The sequence below is a fragment of the Micromonospora coriariae genome (assembly GCF_900091455.1).
GTDB classification, from domain to species: Bacteria; Actinomycetota; Actinomycetes; order Mycobacteriales; family Micromonosporaceae; genus Micromonospora; species Micromonospora coriariae.
The window spans coordinates 1,666,294-1,688,859 of the sequence record NZ_LT607412.1 but is presented as its reverse complement, the minus strand read 5'-3'; the positions used below and the strand labels follow the sequence as shown (position 1 = coordinate 1,688,859).

Annotated in this window: 22 protein-coding genes, 1 tRNA gene, 1 other RNA gene and 1 pseudogene; 20 read left to right on the top strand and 5 right to left on the bottom strand. The window is 71.9% G+C overall.

Annotation, left to right across the window (positions count from 1 at the left end):
• Window positions 1-32 precede the first annotated feature (32 nt).
• The 8 genes from prfB (at window position 33) to GA0070607_RS07785 (ending at window position 6,473) form a co-directional block, all read left to right on the top strand.
• Entirely contained in the window at window positions 33-1,154 is a 1,122-nt protein-coding gene (gene prfB, locus GA0070607_RS07820) for a peptide chain release factor 2 (RefSeq protein ID WP_089017590.1), read from the top strand.
• 118 nt (window positions 1,155-1,272) lie between these two features.
• Window positions 1,273-1,953, top strand: a complete 681-nt coding sequence (gene ftsE / locus GA0070607_RS07815) for a cell division ATP-binding protein FtsE (protein ID WP_030331491.1) — start codon at window positions 1,273-1,275, stop codon at window positions 1,951-1,953.
• A gap of 67 nt (window positions 1,954-2,020) precedes the next feature.
• The gene (gene ftsX, locus GA0070607_RS07810; protein ID WP_089017589.1) at window positions 2,021-2,896 is read left to right on the top strand and encodes a permease-like cell division protein FtsX; all 876 of its coding nucleotides are present in this window, start codon (window positions 2,021-2,023) and stop codon (window positions 2,894-2,896) included.
• 149 nt (window positions 2,897-3,045) lie between these two features.
• On the top strand, window positions 3,046-3,525 hold the full coding sequence (gene smpB, locus GA0070607_RS07805) for an SsrA-binding protein SmpB (RefSeq protein WP_089021714.1): 480 nt from the start codon (window positions 3,046-3,048) through the stop codon (window positions 3,523-3,525).
• Window positions 3,526-3,629: 104 nt separating this feature from the next.
• Window positions 3,630-4,005, top strand: a transfer-messenger RNA (tmRNA) gene (gene ssrA / locus GA0070607_RS07800).
• A gap of 125 nt (window positions 4,006-4,130) precedes the next feature.
• Window positions 4,131-4,811, top strand: coding sequence for a hypothetical protein (locus tag GA0070607_RS07795; protein WP_089017588.1), 681 nt, complete (start codon window positions 4,131-4,133; stop codon window positions 4,809-4,811).
• A 134-nt stretch (window positions 4,812-4,945) separates the two neighbouring features.
• Window positions 4,946-5,461, top strand: a complete 516-nt coding sequence (locus GA0070607_RS07790) for a hypothetical protein (RefSeq protein ID WP_231930901.1) — start codon at window positions 4,946-4,948, stop codon at window positions 5,459-5,461.
• 55 nt (window positions 5,462-5,516) lie between these two features.
• Entirely contained in the window at window positions 5,517-6,473 is a 957-nt protein-coding gene (locus GA0070607_RS07785; RefSeq protein ID WP_089017587.1) for a hypothetical protein, read from the top strand.
• Window positions 6,474-6,500: 27 nt separating this feature from the next.
• On the opposite strand, the gene mdlC is transcribed toward GA0070607_RS07785, so the two are convergent.
• Window positions 6,501-8,096 carry a benzoylformate decarboxylase gene (mdlC, locus tag GA0070607_RS07780; RefSeq protein ID WP_197701246.1) on the bottom strand — a complete coding sequence of 532 codons (1,596 nt, stop codon included), beginning with the start codon at window positions 8,094-8,096 and terminating at the stop codon, window positions 6,501-6,503.
• 355 nt (window positions 8,097-8,451) lie between these two features.
• On the opposite strand from mdlC, the gene GA0070607_RS07775 reads away from it, so the two are divergent.
• The 3 genes from GA0070607_RS07775 (at window position 8,452) to GA0070607_RS07765 (ending at window position 9,645) form a co-directional block, all read left to right on the top strand.
• Entirely contained in the window at window positions 8,452-9,042 is a 591-nt protein-coding gene (locus GA0070607_RS07775; RefSeq protein WP_089017585.1) for a YqgE/AlgH family protein, read from the top strand.
• 97 nt (window positions 9,043-9,139) lie between these two features.
• Window positions 9,140-9,212 (top strand) — tRNA-Ala (locus GA0070607_RS07770).
• Window positions 9,213-9,303: 91 nt separating this feature from the next.
• On the top strand, window positions 9,304-9,645 hold the full coding sequence (locus GA0070607_RS07765; protein ID WP_089017584.1) for a VOC family protein: 342 nt from the start codon (window positions 9,304-9,306) through the stop codon (window positions 9,643-9,645).
• Between the two features lie 89 nt (window positions 9,646-9,734).
• Here the strand turns inward: GA0070607_RS07765 and GA0070607_RS07760 are convergent, their stop codons facing one another.
• Window positions 9,735-9,857, bottom strand: coding sequence for a ribosomal protein bL36 (locus tag GA0070607_RS07760; protein WP_089017583.1), 123 nt, complete (start codon window positions 9,855-9,857; stop codon window positions 9,735-9,737).
• A gap of 261 nt (window positions 9,858-10,118) precedes the next feature.
• Complete coding sequence (locus GA0070607_RS07755; RefSeq protein ID WP_197701245.1) at window positions 10,119-11,222, bottom strand: RNA-guided endonuclease InsQ/TnpB family protein; 1,104 nt, start codon at window positions 11,220-11,222, stop codon at window positions 10,119-10,121.
• Between the two features lie 110 nt (window positions 11,223-11,332).
• Between GA0070607_RS07755 and GA0070607_RS07750 the strand changes: the two genes are divergently transcribed.
• Window positions 11,333-12,262, top strand: a complete 930-nt coding sequence (locus GA0070607_RS07750; protein WP_089017581.1) for a lytic polysaccharide monooxygenase auxiliary activity family 9 protein — start codon at window positions 11,333-11,335, stop codon at window positions 12,260-12,262.
• Window positions 12,263-12,291: 29 nt separating this feature from the next.
• On the opposite strand, the gene mgrA is transcribed toward GA0070607_RS07750, so the two are convergent.
• Window positions 12,292-13,287, bottom strand: coding sequence for an L-glyceraldehyde 3-phosphate reductase (gene mgrA / locus GA0070607_RS07745; RefSeq protein ID WP_089017580.1), 996 nt, complete (start codon window positions 13,285-13,287; stop codon window positions 12,292-12,294).
• A 70-nt stretch (window positions 13,288-13,357) separates the two neighbouring features.
• On the opposite strand from mgrA, the gene GA0070607_RS07740 reads away from it, so the two are divergent.
• The 8 genes from GA0070607_RS07740 to GA0070607_RS07705 all read left to right on the top strand — a co-directional run bounded on the left by GA0070607_RS07740 (window position 13,358) and on the right by GA0070607_RS07705 (window position 21,984).
• Window positions 13,358-14,338, top strand: a complete 981-nt coding sequence (locus GA0070607_RS07740) for an aldo/keto reductase (protein WP_089017579.1) — start codon at window positions 13,358-13,360, stop codon at window positions 14,336-14,338.
• Between the two features lie 5 nt (window positions 14,339-14,343).
• Window positions 14,344-14,841 (top strand): hemerythrin domain-containing protein, encoded by a 498-nt coding sequence (locus tag GA0070607_RS07735; RefSeq protein ID WP_231930900.1) that lies wholly within the window; start codon window positions 14,344-14,346, stop codon window positions 14,839-14,841.
• 64 nt (window positions 14,842-14,905) lie between these two features.
• Complete coding sequence (locus tag GA0070607_RS07730; RefSeq protein WP_089017577.1) at window positions 14,906-16,165, top strand: histidine kinase; 1,260 nt, start codon at window positions 14,906-14,908, stop codon at window positions 16,163-16,165.
• Window positions 16,162-16,812 (top strand): response regulator transcription factor, encoded by a 651-nt coding sequence (locus GA0070607_RS07725; RefSeq protein WP_089017576.1) that lies wholly within the window; start codon window positions 16,162-16,164, stop codon window positions 16,810-16,812. Before GA0070607_RS07730 ends, GA0070607_RS07725 begins: the two co-directional genes overlap by 4 nt.
• A gap of 76 nt (window positions 16,813-16,888) precedes the next feature.
• The gene (locus GA0070607_RS07720) at window positions 16,889-17,965 is read left to right on the top strand and encodes a hypothetical protein (RefSeq protein WP_089017575.1); all 1,077 of its coding nucleotides are present in this window, start codon (window positions 16,889-16,891) and stop codon (window positions 17,963-17,965) included.
• 68 nt (window positions 17,966-18,033) lie between these two features.
• Complete coding sequence (locus GA0070607_RS07715) at window positions 18,034-19,539, top strand: sigma 54-interacting transcriptional regulator (RefSeq protein ID WP_089017574.1); 1,506 nt, start codon at window positions 18,034-18,036, stop codon at window positions 19,537-19,539.
• A gap of 2 nt (window positions 19,540-19,541) precedes the next feature.
• Entirely contained in the window at window positions 19,542-21,494 is a 1,953-nt protein-coding gene (locus GA0070607_RS07710) for a vWA domain-containing protein (protein WP_089017573.1), read from the top strand.
• 28 nt (window positions 21,495-21,522) lie between these two features.
• The gene (locus tag GA0070607_RS07705; protein ID WP_089017572.1) at window positions 21,523-21,984 is read left to right on the top strand and encodes a hypothetical protein; all 462 of its coding nucleotides are present in this window, start codon (window positions 21,523-21,525) and stop codon (window positions 21,982-21,984) included.
• A gap of 6 nt (window positions 21,985-21,990) precedes the next feature.
• Here GA0070607_RS07705 and GA0070607_RS07700 read toward each other — a convergent pair.
• A pseudogene (locus tag GA0070607_RS07700) lies at window positions 21,991-22,521 on the bottom strand (GlxA family transcriptional regulator); the annotation flags it as partial.
• Window positions 22,522-22,566 lie beyond the last annotated feature (45 nt).

Here is a 22,566-nt window from a genome sequence, read left to right as displayed (position 1 = left end):
GCTGCGCCCGCGACACAGTACGCTTGTCTGTCGTGACCGCTGCCGATTACGCCGAACAGCTCAAGGAACTCGACGCGACCCTGCGAAACATCGAGGCCGTCCTCAACCTTGACCGTCTGCACGAGGACAAGGCTCGGCTGGAGGAGCAGGCTTCCGCCCCGGACCTGTGGGACGACCAGGCCAAGGCTCAGCAGGTGACCTCGCAGCTGTCGTACGTCAACGGCGAGATCAGCAAGCTGGGCAGCCTGCGTTCGCAGCTCGACGACGCCAAGGTGCTGCTGGAGCTGGCCGAGGCCGAGTCGGACCCGGGCGTGCTGACCGAGGTCGAATCGGAGATCACCGGGCTGACCAAGGCCATCCAGGAGATGGAGGTCCGCACCCTGCTCTCCGGCGAGTACGACTCCCGGGAGGCGTTGGTCGCCATCCGGGCCGGCGCGGGCGGCGTGGACGCGGCGGACTTCGCCGAGATGCTGCTGCGGATGTACCTGCGCTGGGCGGAGCGGCACGGCTACCCGACCGAGGTCTACGAGACCTCGTACGCCGAGGAGGCGGGCCTGAAGTCGGCCACCTTCGCGGTGAAGGTGCCCTACGCGTACGGCACGCTCAGCGTCGAGTCGGGCACCCACCGGCTGGTCCGGATCAGCCCGTTCGACAACCAGGGCCGCCGGCAGACCAGCTTCGCGGGCGTGGAGGTCCTGCCGGTCACCGAGCAGACCGACCACATCGACATCCCGGAGAACGAGATGCGGGTCGACGTCTACCGCTCCTCCGGCCCGGGCGGGCAGAGCGTCAACACCACCGACTCGGCGGTCCGGCTCACCCACATTCCGACCGGCATCGTGGTGACCTGCCAGAACGAGAAGTCCCAGCTGCAGAACAAGGCCTCCGCGCTGCGGGTGCTCCAGGCCCGGCTGCTGGAGCGCAAGCGCCAGGAGGAGCAGGCCAAGCTCGAGGGGCTCAAGGAGAACGCGGCCGGCTCGTGGGGCGACCAGATGCGCTCCTACGTCCTGCACCCGTATCAGATGGTGAAGGATCTCCGAACCGAGCAGGAGACCGGCAATCCGAGCGCGGTCTTCGACGGCGAGTTGGACGGCTTCATCGAAGCGGGTATCCGTTGGCGCAAGCAGCGACAGCTCGCCGGCGACGGTGCGTGATCACACGCGGGCGGAGCGCGTCGTCGATCTCCTGGTTAAGCCCTAATTCGAGGACGCGCGCCGCCTGTGCGGGGCGTGGGGCTTGGCTCTGTCGTCACACCGCGTAGACTCACCACCCGTGATTCAGCTTGAGCAAGTGACGAAGACGTACCCGAAGGCGTCCCGGCCTTCGCTCGACAACGTGTCCGTCTCGATCGAGAAGGGCGAGTTCGTCTTCTTCATCGGTCCATCCGGCTCCGGCAAGTCCACGATCATCAAGATGCTGCTGCACGAGGTCGCCCCCAACAAGGGGCGCGTCGTCGTCAACGGCAAGGACGTCACCTCGATGCGCTCCTGGAAGCGACCCCACTTCCGGCGCTCGATCGGCTGCGTCTTCCAGGACTTCCGGCTGCTGCCGAACCGCACCGCGTACGAGAACGTGGCGTTCGCCCTTGAGGTGATCGGCAAGACCAAGGCGGTTGCCCGCCGGGTCGTGCCGGAGGTGCTGGAGCTGGTCGGGCTCGGTGGCAAGGAGCACCGCTACCCGCACGAGCTCTCCGGTGGTGAGCAGCAGCGGGTCGCCGTGGCCCGGGCGTTCGTGAACCGTCCGCTGATCCTCCTCGCGGACGAGCCCACGGGAAACCTGGACCCGGACACCTCGATCGAGATCATGCGTCTGCTGGACCGGATCAACCGCACCGGCACGACCGTCGTGATGGTCACCCACGACTCCAACATCGTGAACCAGATGCGCCGCCGCGTCGTAGAGATTGAGAGCGGTCGCATCGTCCGTGACCAGGCCCGCGGCGTTTACGGGTGAGCCGGCGCTCCACCCCTGCGCAGCCTGACGACGAACACTTCATGCCGGAGACCCGGAGGAACCCCCGATGCGCGTGAAATACGTCCTGTCCGAGGTACTGGTCGGACTGTGGCGCAACGTGACCATGACCATCGCGATGATCATCACGATGGCGGTCTCGCTGACCATGCTCGGCGCCAGCGGTCTCATGTACCGCCAGGTCGACGACATGAAGGACCTCTACTACAAGAACATCCAAGTCTCGATCTTCCTGCAGACCGACGTGACCGACGAGCAGCGCGAGCAGATGAACGCGAAGCTCGAGGCCGACCCGCTGGTCAGCGAGGTCATCTACGTCGACAAGGCCGAGGCGTACAAGCGGTTCCAGGAGATGTTCCAGGACGCGCCTGACCTGATCAGCGCCGTCAAGGAGGACAGCCTTCCGCCGTCGTTCCGGATCAAGCTGAACAACCCGGAGCAGTACAAGAACATCTACGACCAGTACAAGGACACCGAGGGCGTCGACGAGATCATCGACCAGAGCCGACTGCTGGACAAGGTCTTCAACATCCTCACCGCGATCCAGAACATCGCCCTGGCCGCCGCCATCGTGATGGCGGTCGCCGCGCTGCTGCTGGTCGCCAACACCATTCAGGTGGCCGCGTACAGCAAGCGGCGTGAGGTGGCGGTCATGAAGCTCGTCGGCGCGTCCAACTGGTTCATCCAGGCGCCGTTCGTGCTGGAGGCCGTGGTGGCCGGCCTGATCGGCTCGTTGCTCGGCCTGGTGGCACTGATAGCGGCGAAGTATCTGCTCTTCGACGGGTCGCTCAAGGCCTTGGAGGGCCTGCTCTCGCCGATCAGCTGGGGCGACATCCTGTTCATCTTCCCGCTGATGGCCGGCGTCGGTGGCCTGATCAGCGCCGCCACCGCCTGGACCACCCTCCGCTTCTACCTGCGGGTGTAGCGACCGTACGGGTCGTCCCGTCGTCTCCCGGGGACCCTCCCGCGCCGGAAATAAACGGCGCGGGAGGGTCCTTGTGATTCAGGTAGCATGATCGGTTGTCCGGCCGGGGTCACCCCGGTGGGCGATGATCAGGAGAGGGGGTGGCGCCGATGCCACGGGAAAAGGGGCGCAAGGTGGTCGCCTCCAACAAGAAGGCGCGCCACGACTACTCGATCCTCGACACGTACGAGGCGGGCATGGCGCTGACCGGCACCGAGGTCAAGTCGCTGCGGGCCGGGCGGGCGTCGCTCGTGGACGCGTTCGCCCAGGAGCGCAACGGCGAGTTGTTCCTGCACGCGATGCACATCCCGGAGTACACCCAGGGCACCTGGACCAACCACGAGCCCCGGCGTACCCGCAAGCTGTTGCTCAACCGTGGGGAGATCGACCGGCTGATCGGCAAGACCCGCGAGGGCGGCCTGACAATGGTCCCGTTGCAGGTCTACTTCTCCGACGGCTGGGCCAAGGTGGAGATCGCCCTGGCCAAGGGCAAGAAGTCGTACGACAAGCGCCAGGACCTCGCCAAGCGGGACGCGGACCGGGAGATCGCCCGGGTCAGCGGCCGTCGCGGCAAGGGCATGGACGACTAGTTTGTCCCGTTTGTCCGGGTCGGCACGCCGGCCCGGGGCTCGGGATGAAACCCGTTGCGGCAGGCGTTAGTCTTGTCAGTGCCGCCACATCGGCGGCCTGTCGAGGGGGTGACTGGTTTCGACTTCGTACGCAGCGACAGGGGAAGCGAGCCGAGGAAGCCGACGTCGTCTCGAGAATCGGTCGTCGGAAACTTATAAGCGCCAAGAACAATCGCGCTGACTTCGCTCTCGCCGCCTGAGGCGAGTAGCTAAGTCTGTCGGCCTGGGAACGCCTTCGTCCCAGTAGCCGGCATCAGCTAGAAGGCTGGCCAATCGGACCCGGTCGCGGGGTCCGTGCGGCGAGATCAATCAGCGACTGGGCCCGTCACACCAACTTGCTCGCGTGAGCGGTGGGGCCGAGTAGAGGCACAGCGAGCTGCGCTCGGAGAAGCCCTGACAAACCGGCGAAGGACCCGGGTTCGATTCCCGGCACCTCCACCACCTCGAAAGCGATGCGCCCCGGCCACCGGCCGGGGCGCATCGTCGTATCCGGGGGTCCCCGGGTGTTCGCACCCCCGGCGGACGCCGGGACGCGGCCGCAGCCCGGCTCGCCTACGCTGCCGACTGTGCGAATCGAAGAACTGCGCCTGTCGGTCGGCGCGTCACCCGGTCAGCGCACCGTCTCGGTGCTGGCCGGCGTGTTCATCGCCGCGGTTGGTGCCGCGTTCGTGCTGCTGCCCCTGGTCGCTGACGGGCTGCTGCGCCAGCTGACCGGCCCCGGCGACGGGTTCGCCTCCTATGAGCAGGCCCGCGACCTGCCACCGGGGATGCTGCCGCCCGAGCTGCAGGATTCCGGTGGCGGTGGCGGCTGGGACCAGCCCGGATCGGTCCGGCTCGTCGGGCTGTGCGGGCTGCCGTTCGCCCTGCTCGGCGTCTACCTGGTGCTGCGGGTGCTGCGGACGGCCGCCTGGCTGGACGGCAGCCGGGCGCGGGTGCGCGGCGCGTTCGGCAGCCGCACCGTCGACCTCGCCACCGCCCGGATCGACGCCGGGATGGTGCCGCACCGCGAGGCGGAGGGCCACGACCGGCCGGCGCGGGGGCAGCCGATCATCGTCGCCACCGACCGGACCAGTGGACGGCGGGTCACCATCCCGCTGCACGGCATGGGCCTGCCCCTGCCCCCTTCCGAGCTGCGGGCGCTGGCCGACGCGATCACCACCGGGCGCCCCACCGACGGCCGAGACGGCGACGCCCATGCCGTCGCCGGCGCACTGCGTCGCCTCGCGGAGCACCCGCTGGGCGGCTGAGCCGCGTACGGGTGGGGCCCGCGGGACGGGTGCGGCGGGTGGGGCAGAAGAGGCGGCCAGGGGCCCTGGACAGGGGCGGACGGGCGGGTTCACCATCGCGGTATGCGGTAGCAGCGCACGCGCGGGAGGTGCCCATGGTCACCGGTCCGGTTCAGCAGCCGTCAGTCGTCGCCCGGCCGCCCGCCGCGCGACCGCATCCGGCCAGCCTCCCCAGCGAACGGCAGTCCACCGGGCTGCCCGGTGACCCCCGCCCGGCGGGGCTCGCCGGTGACCTGCACGCGCTGGCCCGAGCCGTCGCCGCGGCGCCGAGCGAGCCGCACTGGCGTGAACGGGTGCTGCTGCGGCTGCACCCGGTAGGACAGGGCTTCACCGAGCACGTGCAGGTCACTGAGGGTCCGGGCGGGCTCTACCGGGAACTGCTCACCCACGCGCCCCGGCTCTGCCACGGAGTCCGGCTGCTGACCCGGGAGCACACCGCGATCGGCGCCGCGCTCCTGGCCGTGCAGCGGGTCGCCGAGCAGGCCGACGCCAGCCCGGACGAGCTGCGGCACCGGGCCGCGTACCTGCTGCGGACGCTGGCACGGCACCGGCGGCGCGGCGCGGATCTGCTGTGGCAGGCGTACCAGATGGATCTGGGCGGCGAGACCTGAGGGTGGGCCCGCCGACGGCGGGAACCGGGGCGTCGACGGAAGCGTCGAACCCCGCATGCGTCGATCGATTCTGCTCCTCGGTCTGCCCCTGCTGCTGCTCGCGGCCGGCTGCGCCCCGACTGGCGGCGGGCCGGCTGATGGACCCACCGCTCCGGCGCACCGGTGGGAGGCCTTCGACCAGCGGGCCACCGAGGTCGCGCAGGCGTGGCGGCCCGGCCCCGGGTGGCGCACGGGGTACGTCCCGTTGCAGGGGCCGACCGTGCTGATCGGTGACCCACGCTTCACCCCCGACACCGAGGCCGCCTTCCGGGCCGGCTGGTACCGGGAGCAGGTGCCCATCCCGCCCACCCGGGTCGGCGGGGAGATCCGCTTCCCGGACGGTCGACTGACACTGCCGTTGGTCAGCGCCGCCGAGGCGTACCGGCAGCTCGACCAGGGTGACCCGCTGCCCTGCCCCGGGCGGCCGAAGCGACCGGGACTGCCGACTCCCGGCCCCACCGTCGAACCCGGCCCGGACGGCTGGGTCAGCAGCGGCCCCGAGACCGCCTGCCTTCCGCTGACCGTCACCGGCGTCACGCTGGGCACCGTGCCGGTCCGCACCAGCCGGGGCGAGGCGCAGGTCCCGGCCTGGCTGTTCACCGTCGAGGAGCTGGCCGTTCCGGTGGCGCGGCTCGCCGTCGCGCCGACGGCGATCACTCCCGTCCCCGACCCCACCGCCCCGGCGCGACCGCTGCCGGACGGACTGCTGTCCGCTCAGGACCTGATGGCCGTCGACGGCGCGCGGCTGACCGTCCGGCTCGGTGTGGGCGCCTGCGACACCGGGATCACTCCACTCGTGCAGGAACGGCCGGACGTGGTGGTGGTCGGCGGCGGCTTCACCGCCCGGTCCACCGGCCCCTGCCCCGACCTGCTCAAACTGGAGCCGGTCACCGTCACCCTGGCCGCGCCGCTGGGCGCACGGCCGGTGTTGGACGTCTCCACCGGCACCCCGCTGTCGATCGCTCCGCGCTGACCGGCTGAGGTGGGCCGGACGTGCCGGTCAGAGGATGCTGGGCACGTCGGTGCTGATCGGCACCGGCAGCACGGTGGGACCGTCGGCACGCAGTCCGGCGGTGAGCGCCGAGCCGAGCTGGTCGGGTGACTCGATCACCTCGGCGGCGCATCCGTAGCCGGCCGCGATCGCCGTGATGTCCAGGCCCGGTAGGTCCAGTCCGGGCACCCCGGGCGTCTCCTTCAGCTCGGCGAACGCCTTGAGGATCGCGTACTGCTGGTTGACCGGAACGACCACCACCACCGGCAGGGACAGCCGGGCGGCGGTCCACAGCGCCTGCACCGAGTAGTGGAACGAGCCGTCGCCGACCACCGCCACCACCGGTCGGCCGCGCCCGGTGTCCCGTTCGGCCAGCGCCACCCCGACCGCGGCCGGCAGGCCGTAGCCGAGCCCGCCGCTGGCCATCGTGAAGTACGACGCCGGGCGGGTGATCCGCAGCCGGCGGCGCAGTGCGGACAGGTTGGACGGTGACTCCTGGACCAGCACCCCGTCCGCCGGCCAGTGCGCGGCCAGCGCGGCGAACAGGGCGTCGGCGCTCAGCGGTGCGGTGACCTCCGGCGGCGCCGGGACGGCCCGGGGTGCCGGTGGTGGCCGGTCGGCCGGCGGCACCAGGTCGAGCAACGCGGCCAGGGTCAGCCCGGGATCGCCGAGCAGGCTGTCCCCGACCGGGGCCCGGGCGGCCTCGTCCGGGTCGTCCGTGACGTGCAGCAGGCGGGCACCGGCGGGCAGATGATCGCCCGGCACGTGCGGGTAGTAGCGGAACACCGGAGCGCCGACCACCAGCACTGTGTCGTGTTCACGCAGCGCCTCGGCCAGCGGCCTGATGGCGAACGGCAGCACCCCGCGAAACTGCGGGTGGTCCTCCGGGAACACGGCCCGTTCCGGCGCGGGGGCCGACCAGACCGGCGCGGCCAGCCGCTCGGCCAGCGCGATCGCGGTCGACCAACTCCCGGACCGGTCCACCCCGGGCCCGAACACCAGGACGGGGTTCCGGCTGCCGGCCAGGGCTCGGGCGAACTCGGCCAGTCGCTGCGGGTCCGGTGCGAACCGGGTGGCCACCGTGCGCGGCGCGGGTGGGGAGTCGGCCGGTTGGTCCCAGTCGTCCATCGGCAGGGAGAGGAACACCGGCCCGGCCGGCGGCTGCACCGCTGTCGCGTACGCGCGCAGCAGCGCCGCCGGGATGTCCTGCGCCCGGACCGGCTCGTAGCCCCACTTCACGTACGGCTGGGGGAGCTCGGCGGCCCGGCGGCTGGTGAGCCGGGGTTCGAGCAGCAGCATCTCGCGGGTCTGCTGGCCGGCGGTGACGATCAGCGGCGTCTTGTTGTGCCAGGCGGTGACCAGGTTGCCCATGCCGTTGCCGGTGCCCGGGGAGGTGTGCAGGTTGACGTGGGCGGGTGCGCCGGTGACCTGGGCGTAGCCGTCGGCCATCGCGACGGCCGTCGCCTCGTGCAGGGCGTGGACGTAGTGGAAGTCGGCCGGGAAGTCCCGCAGGAACGGTTCCTCGGTGGAGCCGGGGTTGCCGAAGATGGTGGTCATGCCGAGGGTGCGGAGCACGTCGTACGTCGCGTCCCGGACCGTTGCCATCGCCACCTGCCTCCGTGTCGCGCGCAGGGACGACCGCGCCGCCCTCTCGATCAGCCGAATCTATCGGGATGTGACGGACCTTTCGGGCGTTTCCCGAGCGTCGTGACCGGGCGCACCCTGGCGTACCCCGAGGAGGGCAGCGCGACGCCGTCGATCGCCGCGGCCGCCGCAGTCGGTGCCGATCGGCCCTCCGTCTCAACTGTCCGATCACCCGCCGGTCAGACCTTAGCCAGCACCCGGGACGCAGGCTATGGTGCCAGGCATGGCGTTGACAGCACGGATGATCCCGGTGCACCGTGCGGATCCGGTGGGTGACGGATCCCCGGCGCGGGTTCACGGTTGACGGGTGTGTGGGATGCAGGGAGAGGGCCAGGCGATCGGCGGACGGGCGATGGAGTCGATGACCGGGCGGCTGCTGGTCGCGACTCCGGCCCTCAAGGACCCGAACTTCGACCGTACGGTGGTGCTGCTGGTCGCCCACGAGCCGGGCGGCGCGCTCGGCGTGGTGCTGAATCGGGCCACCGAGGTGCCGGTCGCCGACGTGCTCGGCGACTGGAACGACCTGGCCCGCCACCCGGCGGTGCTCTTCGAGGGCGGCCCGGTGCAGCCCGACTCGGCCATCTGCCTGGCGCGGATGCGCCAGCCGCTGCGCCGGGTCAAGGGCTTCCACCAGGTATCCGGGGCGGTCGGCACGATCGACCTCTCGGTCGACCCGGAGCGGCTGCGGGAGAGCATCGGCGGCATCCGGGTCTTCGCCGGCTACTCCGGCTGGGGCAGCGGCCAGTTGGAGCAGGAGATCGCCGACGGCTCCTGGTTCCTGCTGGACGCGCTGCCCGGTGACGCCTTCGTCGACCGGCCGGACGACCTGTGGCCGATGGTGCTGCGCCGGCAGGGCGGGATGATGGCCGCCGTCGCCCATTTCCCGCCGGACGTGGCGCTCAACTGACCGGCCCGGGGGTGGCGTCGGCGGGGACCCCGCGAGATGACCATGCCGGTCGGGATGTGTATAGTTTCCCAGTGCCCGGGCGACCGGGACACAGCAAGGGGCCGTGGCGCAGCTGGTAGCGCACCACACTGGCAGTGTGGGGGTCAGGGGTTCGAGTCCCCTCGGCTCCACCTTGCGAAACGCCCTGGTCCGGGATCTGATCCCGCGCCAGGGCGTTTGTCATTTCTGATCTTCTGTGGCCGCGCCCCCTAGCATGGCCTCATGACCGTAGACCTGTTCGCGGGCATCCCCGTCCGCGACCGCGCCGCCGCGGCGGCCTGGTACGAGCGACTCCTCGGCGCCCCACCGTCGTTCCTGCCGAACGACATCGAGGCGGTGTGGGAACTGGCCGACCACCGGTACGTCTTCATCGAGGTGCGGCCCGAACATGCCGGGCACGCCATGCACACCGTCTTCGTGAGCGATTTCGACGCCCGCATCGCACAGATCGCCGAGCGCGGCCTGGAGCCGTCCGAGCGCGAGACCTACGACAACGGGGTCCGCAAGGCCACCTTCCGTGACCCGGACGGCAACGAGATCGGATTCGGCGGTGAGCCCGTCTGAGGCCAGGCCGGTACCGCCCGCGCACGTGAAACGCCCTGCCCGGAAATGGTCCGGTCAGGGCGTTTTCGACGGTATGTCTGGGAGTGGGATCAGCCCTGGCGGCTCTTCCACTGCGGGTTCGCGCGGTTCACCACGAGCACCTTGCCGTGCCGGCGGACCACCACCGAACCCGGCTTCTGCTTGAGCGCGCGCAACGAGGTGCGTACCTTCATGTCTGCCTCCTCGGCCTGGGGGTTCGGCCTCGATCCGTACCGCGTATCGGAACGCCGTGGCCGGTGCCGCGATTCCCGGCCGTCCGGCGTCGAACCTTTGCCGCCCCGCGCCCGTACCACTGCGCGGGAGGTCACACCTTGACATCTTCGACCGCCGTGAAGGGCGGGGATTCCCTCGGTCACCCGAGGGGGTTCCTGTTTCACCGGGCCGTGCCTTCACCGCTTGCGCGGGTCGGGTCTTATCGTCCCTCCACAGGCGTTTTACCTCTCCGCCAGCCCGGCGGCGAGAATGTTGCGGGCGGCGTTGACGTCCCGGTCGTGCACGGCATCGCAGCCGGGGCACGTCCAGGCGCGGACGCCGAGGGTCATGGCGGTGTTGATCCGTCCGCACGCCGAGCAGGTCTTCGTGCTCGGATGCCAGCGGTCGACGGCGATAACCTGCCGCCCGTACCAGGCGGCCTTGTACTCGATCATGCTGCGCAGGTATGTCCACGCCGCGTCGGAGATGGCGCGGGCCAGCGAGTGGTTGCGCAGCATGTTGCGCACGCTGAGGTCTTCGATCACGACCGTTTGGTTCTCGCGGACGAGTCGAGTCGACAGCTTGTGCAGGTGATCGCGGCGCCGGTCGGCGATGCGGGCATGGATGCGGGCCACCGCAAGGCGGGCTTTGGCCTGGTTGGCGGAGTCCTTGGCCTTACGGGACAGGTTGCGTTGCGCTTTGGCCAGTTTGCGCCGGTCGGCGCGCTCGTGCCGCGGGTTGGTGATCTTCTCCCCGGTGGACAGGGTGAGCAAACTGGTGATGCCCGCGTCCACCCCTACCGCCGTGTCGACCGGCGGGAGCGGCGTGACGGTGGGATCCTCGACCAGCAGGGACACGAACCACCGACCGGCCGGGTCGCGGGACACCGTGACCGTGGACGGCTCGACGCCGTCGGGCAGGGGCCGGGACCACACGATGGTCAGCGGGGCGTCCATCTTGGCCAGGGTGAGTTGCCCGTCCCGGCAGCGAAACGCCGATCGGGTGTACTCCGCCGACGCCCGAGACTTGCGCTTGGACTTGAACCGCGGGTACCTGGCGCGCTTGTTCCAGAACGCGGCGAACCCGGCTTGCAGGTGCCGCAACGCCTGCTGCAACGGCACGGAACTGACCTCATTGAGGAACACCAGCTCCTCGGTGCGCTTCCACTCAGTCAGCCACGCCGACGACTGCACGTACGTGCTGCGCTGCCGGTCGACCGCCCACGCACGGGTGCGCGCATCCAGCGCCAGGTTGTACACCTTACGCACGCATCCGAAGGTGCGGTTCAACTGTTCAGCCTGCGGCGGGGTCGGATAGAAGCGGTACTTGTACGCTCGCTTCACCACCTCACCCACGCTTCACGTTCTGGCATTTGCCTATATGACTCTGCGCTTGAGGGGAGGAAGCGGCGTTTCCTCCCCCGCCTGAAGGCAGGGGTATCCACGCCGCGACACCGATGAGCGTGCGCCGAGTGCTCGCCGCCGTGCTGGTCGCCGTCGCGGCCGTGCCGTTCAGCGCCGCGCCCGCCGCCGCGCACGGCGCCCCGACCAGCCCGATCAGCCGGGCCGCGGCCTGCGGACCCGAGGGCCGGTCCGCGGCCACCAGCGCCTGCCGGGCCGCGGTCGAGGCGGGTGCGGCGGTGCGCGAGTGGGACAACGTCCGGGTCGCCGCGATCAACGGCCGGGACCGCGAGAAGATCCCGGACGGTGAGCTGTGCAGCGGGGGACTCTCCGCGTACCGGGGGCTGGACCTGCCCCGGAGCGACTGGCCGAGCACCGAGCTGACCGCCGGCGCCCGGTTCACCTTCCGGTACCGGACCACAATCGAGCACCGGGGCACCTTCCGGCTCTATGTCACAGGGCCCGGCTACGACCCGCGCGCACCGCTGACCTGGGCTGATCTGGAGTCGCGCCCGTTTCTGACGGTGACCGACCCGCCGGTGCGGGCCGGGGCGTACCAGCTGCCGGGCCGGCTGCCGGCGGGCCGGAACGGTCGACACCTGATCTACACGATCTGGCAGAACTCCAACACGCCCGACACCTACTACTCCTGCTCGGACGTGGTGTTCCGCGCGGCGCGTGGTGGCACGGCGACGGGCACCCCGAAACCGGCCGCCGCGACGAAGGGGGCACCGGTGGTGCCGCGTACCGCCGCGAGCCGGCCGGCCGCCACCGAGCCGGCGGTCGCGGCGGCGGCCGACCCGGGCGTGCCCGTGGCGTCGGTGACCGACCTCCGAGGCCGGTGGCCGGTGCTGGCCGGTGCCGCCGCCGTGCTGCTCATCGCGCTGCTGGTCGGCGCGGGTCGGCTGCGCCGCACCGGTGCCGTGCCGGTCGGTCGGCAGTGCGGGGTGCGCAACCACCGGGCCGGGCGGCGCCGGATCTGGTGACCCGGGCCCGCCCTCGACCCGGCGGTTGCTCAGGCCAGGTGCCGGTCGATCTCGGCCAGCTCCTCGGCGCTGAAGTCGAGATTGTCCAGCGCGGCGATGTTCGTCTCCAGCTGCCCGACGCTGCTCGCCCCGATGATCAGGCTGGTCATCCGCGGGTCGCGCAGCGCCCAGGCCAGCGCGAGCTGGGCCAGTGACTGGCCGCGCCGCTCGGCAACCGCCCCCAGCCCCCGGATGGTGGCCATCTTCTCCTCGCTGAGGTCGCTCTCGTTGAGAAAGACGCTGGTGCGCACCCGGGAGTCGGCCGGGATGCCGCCCAGGTAGCGGTCGGTCAGCAGACCCTGGGCCAGCGGGCTGTACGCGATGCAGCCGGCCCCGACCTGCTCCAGCGTGTCGAGCAGGCCGTCGGCCTCCGTCCACCGGTTGAGCATCGAGTACGACGGCTGGTTGATCAGCAGCGGCGTGCCCAGCTCGCCGAGGATCGCGGCGGCCCGAGCGGTCTGCTCGGAGTTGTAGTTCGAGATGCCCACGTAGAGGGCCTTGCCGGAGCGGACGATGGCGTCGAGCGCGCCCATCGTCTCCTCCAGCGGGGTGTCCGGGTCGAACCGGTGCGAGTAGAAGATGTCGACGTAGTCGAGCCCCATCCGGCTCAGCGACTGGTCCAGCGAGGAGATCAGGTACTTGCGCGAGCCCCACTCACCGTACGGGCCGGGCCACATCAGGTAGCCGGCCTTGCTGGAGATCACCAGCTCGTCCCGGTACGGCTTCAGGTCGGTGGCGAGCATCCGGCCGAAGTTCTCCTCGGCGGCACCGGGCGGCGGGCCGTAGTTGTTGGCCAGGTCGAAGTGGGTGACACCCAGGTCGAAGGCGCGCCGGACGATGTCGCGCTGCCGCTCAAACGGGCGGTCCGGGCCGAAGTTGTGCCACAGGCCGAGGGAGACGGCGGGCAGCCGCAGGCCACTGCGTCCGCTGCGCCGGTAGGTCATTGTGTCGTAGCGGTCATCCGCGGCGAGATAGGTCACGATCATGAGGGTAACTCCGGCCCACCGTGCCGGGGATCGGGCGTGTGAACCGGGACATCGGGGTAGTTTCGGCACCATGCGTTTCATTGCGCTCGACACCCCCAAACCGCTTTCCAAGATCGGGTTGGGTACCTGGCAGTTCGGCTCCCGGGAGTGGGGGTACGGCCCGGACTTCGAGCGGCAGGCGGCGCAGATCGTGCGGCGGGCCGTCGAGTTGGGCGTGACGGTCTTCGACAGCGCGGAGATCTACGGCTTCGGGCGCAGCGAACGGATCCTCGGCGCGGCCCTCGGCGACGACCGGCCAAAGGTGGTGATCGCCAGCAAGATCCTGCCGGTGCTGCCGGTGGCCGCGGTGGTGCAGCAGCGGGCGGTCGCCTCGGCGGCCCGGCTCGGCGTCACCAGCATCGACCTCTACCAGGTGCACCAACCCAACCCGCTCGTCGCCGACCACAGCACCATGCGCGGCATGCGGGTCCTGCAGGACATTGGGCTGGTCGGCGAGGTCGGGGTGAGCAACTACGGGTTGCGCCGCTGGCAGGTCGCCGAGGCGGCGCTCGGCCGGCGGGTGCTCAGCAACCAGGTCCGCTACAGCATGCTGGACCGCGCGCCCGAGCATGACCTGCTGCCGTACGCCCGGGAGGCCGGCCGGGTGGTCATCGCGTACAGCCCGCTGGCCCAGGGCTTCCTCTCCGGCCGGTACGACGCGGGAAACCCGCCGACCGGCGCTGTCCGGCGGGCCAACCCGTACTTCCTGCCGGAGAACCTGGAGCGGGGCACCGCCCTGATCGACACGTTGCGCCAGGTCGCCGACGCGCACGACGCCACCCCCAGCCAGATCGCGCTGGCCTACGTGCTGCGCCACCCGAACGTGCTGGCCATCCCCGGCGCGTCCGGAGTGGAGCAGATGGAACGCAACGCCGCCGCCGCGGACATCGACCTTACCGACGACGAGTACGCCGCGCTGGTCGAGGCCGCCAAACGGTTCCGCCCGGTCACCGGCCTCGCCGCGATGCCCCGCATGCTGCGCGCCCGGTTCACCGGCCTGACGGGAAAGTGAGCACAGTGGACGAAATCACCGCACTGATCCTGGACGACCACGCCGCCTTCCGGCGCGGTTTCGCCCGCCTGGACGATGCCCGCGACGAGCAGGAACTGTTGGCGATCTGGGACGCACTCGCCCTGCACCTGGACATCCACGCCGAGGCCGAGGAGGCGATCCTCTACCCGCACCTGGTCAAGCACGGCGACGACGGCGAGGACGAGACCGCCGACGCGATCGGCGACCACAACAAGATCCGGGACGCCATCGCCGAATCCAAGCTGCACCCGGTCGGCTCGGAACGCTGGTGGGCGGCGGTCGGCACGGCCCGCCGGGAGAACAGCGAGCACCTGGCCGAGGAGGAGGACGAGGCCCTGCCCGACTTCCGCCGGCATGCCAGCAGTGAGCTGCGCGCCGAGCTGGGCCACCGCTGGCTGACCTTCTACGGCGAGCACAAGAACGGGCGTGACCTGCCCTTCCGGGACAAGGACCCGCAGTCGTACGTGGCCGACCACCGCTGAACGCGGTCCGATCTCCCCGGCACGGGGGAGTCGCGGACGCCTGTGACGGCAGCAGAATGGCGGGGTGACTCCCCGAGCGGCGCTGGCCCCACTGGTCGCCGGCAGCACCTGGCGGCGCGGCGTGTTCCTGCTGCTGGGCGGGGTGCTGGCGCTCCCGTACGGCCTGCTCGGGGTGACCTTCGTCCAGTTGCTCACCGGCTCGGAGATCCCCCGTCCGCTGGTGTTCGCCCTGCTGGTGATCGCGTTGGTGATCGCCGTGGTGCCGCTGCTGCTCGACGGCAGCCGGGCGCTGGAGATCGCCGCCGTGCGGGCGCTGCTCGGCGTCGACCTGCCCGACCCCGCGCCCGGGCACAGCGGCGACCGGGACACCCGGCTGCGCAGCGCGCTGTGGATCGCCACCCACCTCATCATCGGCGCGCTGGTGATGGTCGCACTGATCACGGCGGTGCCGATGGCGCTGGCCTTTATCGCGCAGCAGTTCGGCATCGGCGCCGACCTGGTCAGCCGGGAACGGTTCGGGCCACTGGACGGGCGGGACACCGGCTGGCTGACGCTGACCGGTGTGGTCCTGCTGGTCGGGCTCGGTTACGCCGTCGCCGGGCTCGGCGCGCTCGCCGGGTCGATGGCGCCGGTGCTGCTCGGCCCGGCCCCGGCGGAGCGGATCGCCGCGCTGGAGGTGCGGGCCACCCGGCTCGCCGAACGCAACCGGCTGGCCCGGGAACTGCACGACTCGGTCGGTCACGCGCTGACCGTGGCCACCCTGCAGGCCGGGGCCGCCCGCGAGGTGCTCGACACCGACAGGGAGTTCGTCCGGCGGGCGCTCACCGCCATCGAGGAGGCCGGGCGGACCGCGATGGACGAGCTGGACCACGTCCTCGGGCTGCTCCGGGAGACCGGCGGCGACCGGCCTGCGGTGGCGCCGCAGCGTACCCTCGCCGACCTGGACCGGCTGGTCAGCGACGCCCGCGCGACCGGCCTGGCGGTACACGCGCACCGCGCCGGCGACGTGTCGCAGGTGCCGTCGGTGGTCTCCCGGGAGGGCTACCGGATCGTCCAGGAAGGATTGACCAACGCCGCCCGGTACGGCCACGGGCCGGTGACGCTGCGGCTGGACCTGCACCCGGACGCGCTGGAGTTGGAGTTGGCCAACGCGGTGCGCCACGCTTGTCGCGCCGACGCGGGACGGGCCGACCCGGGCCGTGGCGGCCGCGGCCTGGACGGGATGCGGGAACGCGTGCTGCTGCTCGGCGGCCGGCTCAGCGTGGGCCCGGACGGCGGCCGGTGGCTGATCCGGGCCCGCCTGCCGTACGAGGGGACGCGATGACCACCGGTGTGCTGATCGTCGACGACGACGAGCTGATCCGGGTCGGGCTGCGCGCCATCATCGACGCCCAACCCGACCTCCGTGTGCTCGCCGAGGCCGCCGACGGCGCCGAGGTGCCGCCGCTGGTCGCCCGGCACCGGCCGGACGTGGTGCTGATGGACGTGCGGATGCCCGGCATCGACGGCATCCAGGCCACCCGTCACCTGCTGGCCACCTCCGCCGATCCGCCCCGGGTGCTGGTGGTCACCACCTTCGCCAACGACGAGTACGTCTACGAGGCGCTGCGCGCCGGCGCCGCCGGGTTCCTGCTCAAACGGGCCCGGCCGGCCGAGGTGGTCGAGGCGGTCCGGGTGGTCGCGGCGGGGGAGTCGCTGCTCTTCCCGGCCGCGATCCGCCGGCTGGCCGGCGCGTACGGGCCGGCGGGCGGTGACCGGCTGGCCGCCGCCCGGCTCACCGAGCGGGAGGCCGAGGTGCTGCGGCTGATGACCACCGGCCGGTCCAACCCGGAGATCGCCGCGCACCTCGTGGTCGGGGTGGAGACGGTCAAGACGCACGTCGGCAACGTGCTGGCCAAGTTGGGTGTCCGTGATCGCACCCAGGCGGTGATCGCCGCCTACGAGTCCGGCTTCGTCACCCCGTCCGGCTGACCGGTCCCTCGGAGGGGGGAGCGGATTCACCGCTGCCCGGGAGGGGCCCGACCGGCTGCCGGCCGAGGCTGGGAGCATGACGACGATCAATGATTCCAGACCCCGTACCGACTCCCGCTGGCCCGACCGGCTGGCCCCGCTGGCCGCCGGCTGGCTCGGCCTGTGGGGTGTCCTCGCCCTGCTCGGCACGCTCACCGGCGCCGGCTATCCGTTCGGCGTGAACGACCCGCACGGCGGCGACGTCAACCTGCTGCGCCTGGTGCCGGTGGAACTGGCCACGCCGCTCTTCGCCGGGGTGCTGCTGACCGCCGCGGTGGCCGCGCTGGCGATGAGCCGCCCGGCGGTACGCCCGCCCGGCCCGCTGCGGGCGCTGCTCGCCGGCTACGGCTGGACTGTGGCGTTCGTGCTCGCCGTGGTCGTTCCGGACGCCCGGGTGCTGGTCGTCCTCGGCTACCTGCCGATGCTGATCATCGGGGCGCCGTTCGGCTGGCCGCCGGTCGACTACGCGGAGATCTTCAACTGGGCGCTGTACGCCCGGTTCGCCGCCCTCGTCGGCGGGCTGCTGCTGGCCGGGGCGTTGCTCGCGTGGCAGCGCCGCACCACCGGGGCGTGTGTCGGCTGCGGTCGCGACGACACCGACCGGGGCTGGACCACCCCGGCCGCCGCCGCGCGCTGGGGTCGGTGGGCCGCCGGCATCGCCGCGGCCATCCCGTTGGCGTACGCGGTGACCCGGTTCGCCTGGGCTGCCGGCATCCCGCTGGGGATCTCCCGGGAGTTCCTGACCGAGATGCGGGACACCGGGCTGGTGTGGGCCGGGTTCGGGCTGGGCGCGTTCGCCACCGTCGGCGCGATCCTCACCCTCGGGCTGGTGCAGCGGTGGGGCGAGCGGTTCCCCCGCTGGATGCCCGGGCTGGCCGGCCGCCGGGTGCCGGTGAAGCTGGCCGTGGTGCCGGCCACCCTGGTCGCCGTTGCGGTGACCGCGGCCACTCTGGGGCTGCTCAGCAACCCCGAGTTCTGGCAGCTCACCCGCGGGTTCAGCCTGGCCGGGGCGCCGATGCTGCTCTGGCCGTTCTGGGGGGTGGCGCTGGGCGCCGCCACGTACGCGTACCACCTGCGCCGCCGCGGCGCCTGCCGACGCTGCGGTCACGCCTGAGCGTGTAAGGAGGGGACCCTTGTTAACGGATTTCGTTGTATAGGGGTCCCTTCTTAACGTGAGCTAGCGTGGGTCGGGTGACTGCGCCCTCCCCGGTAATCCCGGTTCCACCGGCCGACCTGCCCGGCACGCTCGGCGCGCTTCGGGCGGCCGGTCACCAGTACCGCACCGTCAAGCAGGAACTCCGCGACAACCTCCTGGCCCGGATGCGTGCCGGCGAGGCCCGCTTCCCCGGCATCGTCGGGTACGACGACAGCGTGCTGCCCGAGGTCGAGCGGGCGCTGCTGGCCGGGCACGACATGGTGCTGCTCGGCGAGCGGGGCCAGGGCAAGACCCGGCTGATCCGCTCCCTCGGCGCGCTGCTCGACGAGTGGACGCCGGTCATCCCCGGCTCGGTGCTCAACGAGCACCCGATGCACCCGCTCACCCCGGCGTCCCGCGCCCAGGTCGCGGAGGCCGGCGACGACCAGCCGGTCGGCTGGTTGCACCGCTCGTTGCGCTACGGCGAGAAGTTGGCCACCCCGGACACCAGCGTCGGTGACCTGATCGGTGACGTCGACCCGATCCGGATCGCCCAGGGCCGCACTCTGGGCGACCCGGAGACCATTCACTTCGGGCTGGTGCCCCGCACCAACCGGGGCATCTTCGCCGTCAACGAGCTGCCCGACCTGGCCGAGCGGATCCAGGTGGCGCTGCTCAACGTGCTGGAGGAGCGGGACATCCAGGTCCGCGGCTACCAGCTGCGGCTGCCGCTGGACCTGCTCCTGGTGGCCAGCGCCAACCCGGAGGACTACACCAACCGGGGCCGGATCATCACCCCGCTCAAGGACCGGTTCGGTGCGGAGATCCGTACCCACTATCCGCTGGACCTGGAGTTGGAGCTGGAGCTGATCCGGCAGGAGGCCGACCTGGTCGCCGAGGTGCCGGAGCACGTCCTGGAGGTCCTGGCCCGGTTCGCCCGCGCGGTGCGCGAGTCACCGTCGGTGGACCCGCGCTCGGGCGTCTCCGCCCGGTTCGCCATCGCCGCCGCCGAGACCGTGGCCGCTGCCGCGCTGCGCCGCGCCGGCCTGCTCGCCGCCTCCGGCGAGGTGTTAAAAGGGGGCCCCTCTACAACCGAAGGCGATAACAAGGGGCCCTTCCTTGCATCGGAGGCTGCCGTGGCTCGAGTCGGCGACGCGGTGTCGGTGACCAGCACCCTGCGCGGCAAGGTGGAGTTCGAGAGCGGCGAGGAGGGGCGGGAGATCGAGATCCTGGCCCACCTGCTGCGGACCGCGACTGCCGAGACGTTCCGGGCCCACCTGGCCGGGCTGGACCTGTCCGGCTTCACCGGCCTGGTCGAGGACGGCGCGGCGATCGAGACCGGTGAGCTGGTCGGGGCTGCCGAGCTGCTGCGCCAGGTGGGCACCGTGCCCGGGCTGGCGAAGGTGCTGGACCGGCTCGGCCTGGGTGACGCGCCCACCCCGGAGGAGGCCGCCGCTGGTGTCGAGTTCGTGCTGGAGGGGCTGCACCTGACCCGCCGGCTCGGCAAGGACGTCACCGACTCGGGGCGCACCGTCTACGGCGGCCGGGGCTGACCGTGGCCGGCAACCGGTTCCGGTACGGGCAGTGGCGCGGCGGCCCCGACCCGCTCGCGCCACCGTACGACGTGCGCGAGGCGGTGGACGCGGTCGGCGCCGAGGTGTTGGCCGGCGGCAGCCTGCGGGAGGCGCTGCGCGACCTGCTGCGCCGTGGTCCGCAGGGGCGTGGCGGGCTGGACGACCTGGCGGCCCGGGCCCGCCGGCTGCGCCGGGAGGCGCTGCGCCGGGGTGACCTGGACGGTGCGGTCACCCGGGCGCGAGCCCTGCTCGACCAGGCACTCGCCGCCGAGCGGGACGAGCTTCGTGGCCGCGACGACGAGGGCGCGCGGTTCGCCGAGTCGGTGCTGGACAACCTGCCCCGCTCCACCGCGCGGGCGGTGGAGGAGTTGGCCGGTTACCAGTGGGCCAGCGAGGACGCCCGGCGGTCGTACCAGCAGATCCTCGACCAGCTTCGCGGCGACGTGCTCGGCCAGCGTTTCGCCGGCCTGCGCGACGCGGTGCGCGCCTCCGCCGACCCCGCCGTCCAGCGGCGGCTCGCCGAGATGATGAGCGACCTGAACGACCTGCTGGCCCGGCACGGCCGCGCGGAGGACACCACCGACGCGTTCGCCGAGTTCATGCGCCGGCACGGTGACTTCTTCCCGGAGCGGCCGGAGACCGTCGACGAGTTGATCGACGTGTTGGCCCGGCGTTCGGCGGCCGGTGAGCGGCTGATGAACTCGCTCTCCGACCGGCAGCGCGCGGAGCTGGCCGGGTTGATGCGGCAGTCGCTCGGCGACCAGCTCGCCGGGGAGATGTCCGCGCTGGACGCGAACCTGCGGGCGTTGCGGCCGGACCTGCGGTGGGGGCGCGGCGAGCGGGTCCGGGGCGATCAGCCGCTGGGCTACGCCGACGCGGCCGGCGCGTTGGGCGAGATCGGCGAGCTGGACGACCTGCTGGACCAGCTCGACCAGGAGCACCCCGGAGCGACCCTGGACGACGTGGACGTCGACGCGGTGGCCCGGACGTTGGGCCGGAGCGCCGCCGACGATGTGCGCCGGTTGCGGGAGCTGGAGCGGGAACTACGCCGGCAGGGCTGGGTGAGCCGGGACGCGGATGGGCTCACGCTGAGCCCGAAGGCGCTGCGCCGGCTCGGCGGGACCGCTCTGCGGCGGGTCTTCGCCGACCTGACAGCCGGCCCGCGCGGCCAGCACGATCTGCGTTCGGCGGGTGCCGCCGGCGAGGTCAGCGGCGGGTCCCGACCCTGGCAGTACGGCGACGAGCAGCCGTTGGACGTGGTCCGTACGCTCACCCGGGCGGTGAGCCGGGCCGGGCCGAGTGTGCCGGTGCAGCTCGCGGTGGACGACTTCGAGGTGGTGGAGACCGAGAGGCGGGCGTCCGCGGCGGTGGTGCTCTGCGTCGACCTGTCGTACTCGATGATTTCCCAGGGGCGCTGGGGGCCGATGAAGCAGACGGCGCTGGCGCTGGCGCACCTGATGGAGACGCGGTTCCCGCAGGACGCCCTGCAGATCGTCGGCTTCGGCCGGGAGGCGATGACGCTCAGCCAGCAGGAGTTGGCCGCCGTGGAGCCGGACATGGAGCAGGGCACCAACCTCCAGCACGCGCTGCGGCTGGCCGGTCGGCACCTGCGTCGGCATCCGGACGCCGAGCCGGTGGTGCTGGTGGTCACCGACGGCGAGCCGACAGCTCACCTGGATCCGGACGACGGGGAGGCGCTGTTCTACTGGCCGCCGCTGCCGGAGACGATCGAGGCGACCGTCCGCGAGGTGGACCGGCTCAGCCGCTACGGCGCCACCCTCAACCTGTTCATGCTCGGCGACGACCCGGGCCTGCGCCGCTTCGTCGACGCGGTGGCCCGGCGCAGCCGGGGCCGCATGTTCACCCCGGACACCGACGACCTGGGCGAGTACGTGGTCAGCGACTACCTCCGCTCCCGCCAATCCCGCCGCTAACCCCCGCCCGGCGGGGTTGACTGGGGGTGTGGAGAGCGGGGGGCTGCGGCGGGCGTACGACGCGGTGTTCGCGGAGATCGACGGAGCGAGTTTCGGTCCGCCGCCGGAGGGGCAGCTCAGCGCCGAGCAGATCGTGGCGCACCTGGTGGCCAACGACGAGCTGATGATCCAGGCCACCGAGGCGTTGCTGGCCGGGTCGACGTTCGCGTACTACGACCTCGACGACATGCACCGTCCGCAGCTCGACGCGTTGGTCGCCGAGCAGGGTGGCCTGCGTGGTCTGGCCGCGCTGCTGCACGGCACCAGTGAACGCCTGTGCGAGCTGGTCGACCAGCTCGGCCTGGCCGCGGAGACCCCGGTCGAGACCCACCTGCGGGAGGGCTTCGACCTCAACGTCGAGGACACGCTGCCCTGGTCGCGCACCCTGGACCTGCACACCCGGGTCCACCTCCCCAAGCATCAGGCCCAACTCCACATGCTCCGCACCTGAGTCGCGTCAGCTCTTGAGCAGCTCGGCGCGAGGGTGGAAGGTGCGGCGGTAGGCCGAGGGGGCGACGCCGATGCGCAGGTGGAGTTGCTGGCGCAGGGCGGCGGTGGTGCCGAAGCCGCTGCGGTTGGCGATCTGGTCGACGGTGAGGTCGGTCGTCTCCAGCAGCAGGCGGGCGTGGTCGGTGCGCTGTTGGAGCAGCCACTGCGCCGGGCTCAGGCCGGTCTCCGAGCGGAAGCGCCGGGTGAAGGTACGCACGCTCATCCGGGCCTGTTCGGCCAGGTCCCGCAGCGCGATCGGCTCGTGCAGCCGCTGCCGGGCCCACTCCCGGGCGCCAGCGGTGCTGGTGTCGGTGGCCTTCGGCACCGGCCGTTCGATGTACTGCGCCTGGCCGCCATCCCGCCACGGCGGCATCACGCAGCGGCGAGCCGCCCGGTTGGCCACCTCGCTGCCGTGGTCATGGCGGATGACGTGCAGGCGGCGGAACCGCTCGGCGTACGCCCAGTGGGTGGTGGCGCGACGCCCGTCGAGCAGCCCGGCGGGTGGCTGAGGCCGTGCTGGTCGCCGCGACCGCACCCCGGGCCT

What these genes read in the sequence shown, in the direction of transcription:
- ftsX (WP_089017589.1), top strand. Translation starts at nt 2,021, where the DNA reads ATGCGCGTGAAATACGTCCTGTCCGAGGTACTGGTCGGACTGTGGCGC.
- smpB (WP_089021714.1), top strand. Translation starts at nt 3,046, where the DNA reads ATGCCACGGGAAAAGGGGCGCAAGGTGGTCGCCTCCAACAAGAAGGCG.
- GA0070607_RS07790 (WP_231930901.1), top strand. Translation starts at nt 4,946, where the DNA reads ATGGTCACCGGTCCGGTTCAGCAGCCGTCAGTCGTCGCCCGGCCGCCC.
- GA0070607_RS07785 (WP_089017587.1), top strand. Translation starts at nt 5,517, where the DNA reads ATGCGTCGATCGATTCTGCTCCTCGGTCTGCCCCTGCTGCTGCTCGCG.
- mdlC (WP_197701246.1), bottom strand. Translation starts at nt 8,096, where the DNA reads ATGGCAACGGTCCGGGACGCGACGTACGACGTGCTCCGCACCCTCGGC.
- GA0070607_RS07775 (WP_089017585.1), top strand. Translation starts at nt 8,452, where the DNA reads ATGCAGGGAGAGGGCCAGGCGATCGGCGGACGGGCGATGGAGTCGATG.
- GA0070607_RS07765 (WP_089017584.1), top strand. Translation starts at nt 9,304, where the DNA reads ATGACCGTAGACCTGTTCGCGGGCATCCCCGTCCGCGACCGCGCCGCC.
- GA0070607_RS07760 (WP_089017583.1), bottom strand. Translation starts at nt 9,857, where the DNA reads ATGAAGGTACGCACCTCGTTGCGCGCGCTCAAGCAGAAGCCGGGTTCG.
- GA0070607_RS07750 (WP_089017581.1), top strand. Translation starts at nt 11,333, where the DNA reads ATGAGCGTGCGCCGAGTGCTCGCCGCCGTGCTGGTCGCCGTCGCGGCC.
- mgrA (WP_089017580.1), bottom strand. Translation starts at nt 13,287, where the DNA reads ATGATCGTGACCTATCTCGCCGCGGATGACCGCTACGACACAATGACC.
- GA0070607_RS07740 (WP_089017579.1), top strand. Translation starts at nt 13,358, where the DNA reads ATGCGTTTCATTGCGCTCGACACCCCCAAACCGCTTTCCAAGATCGGG.
- GA0070607_RS07725 (WP_089017576.1), top strand. Translation starts at nt 16,162, where the DNA reads ATGACCACCGGTGTGCTGATCGTCGACGACGACGAGCTGATCCGGGTC.
- GA0070607_RS07720 (WP_089017575.1), top strand. Translation starts at nt 16,889, where the DNA reads ATGACGACGATCAATGATTCCAGACCCCGTACCGACTCCCGCTGGCCC.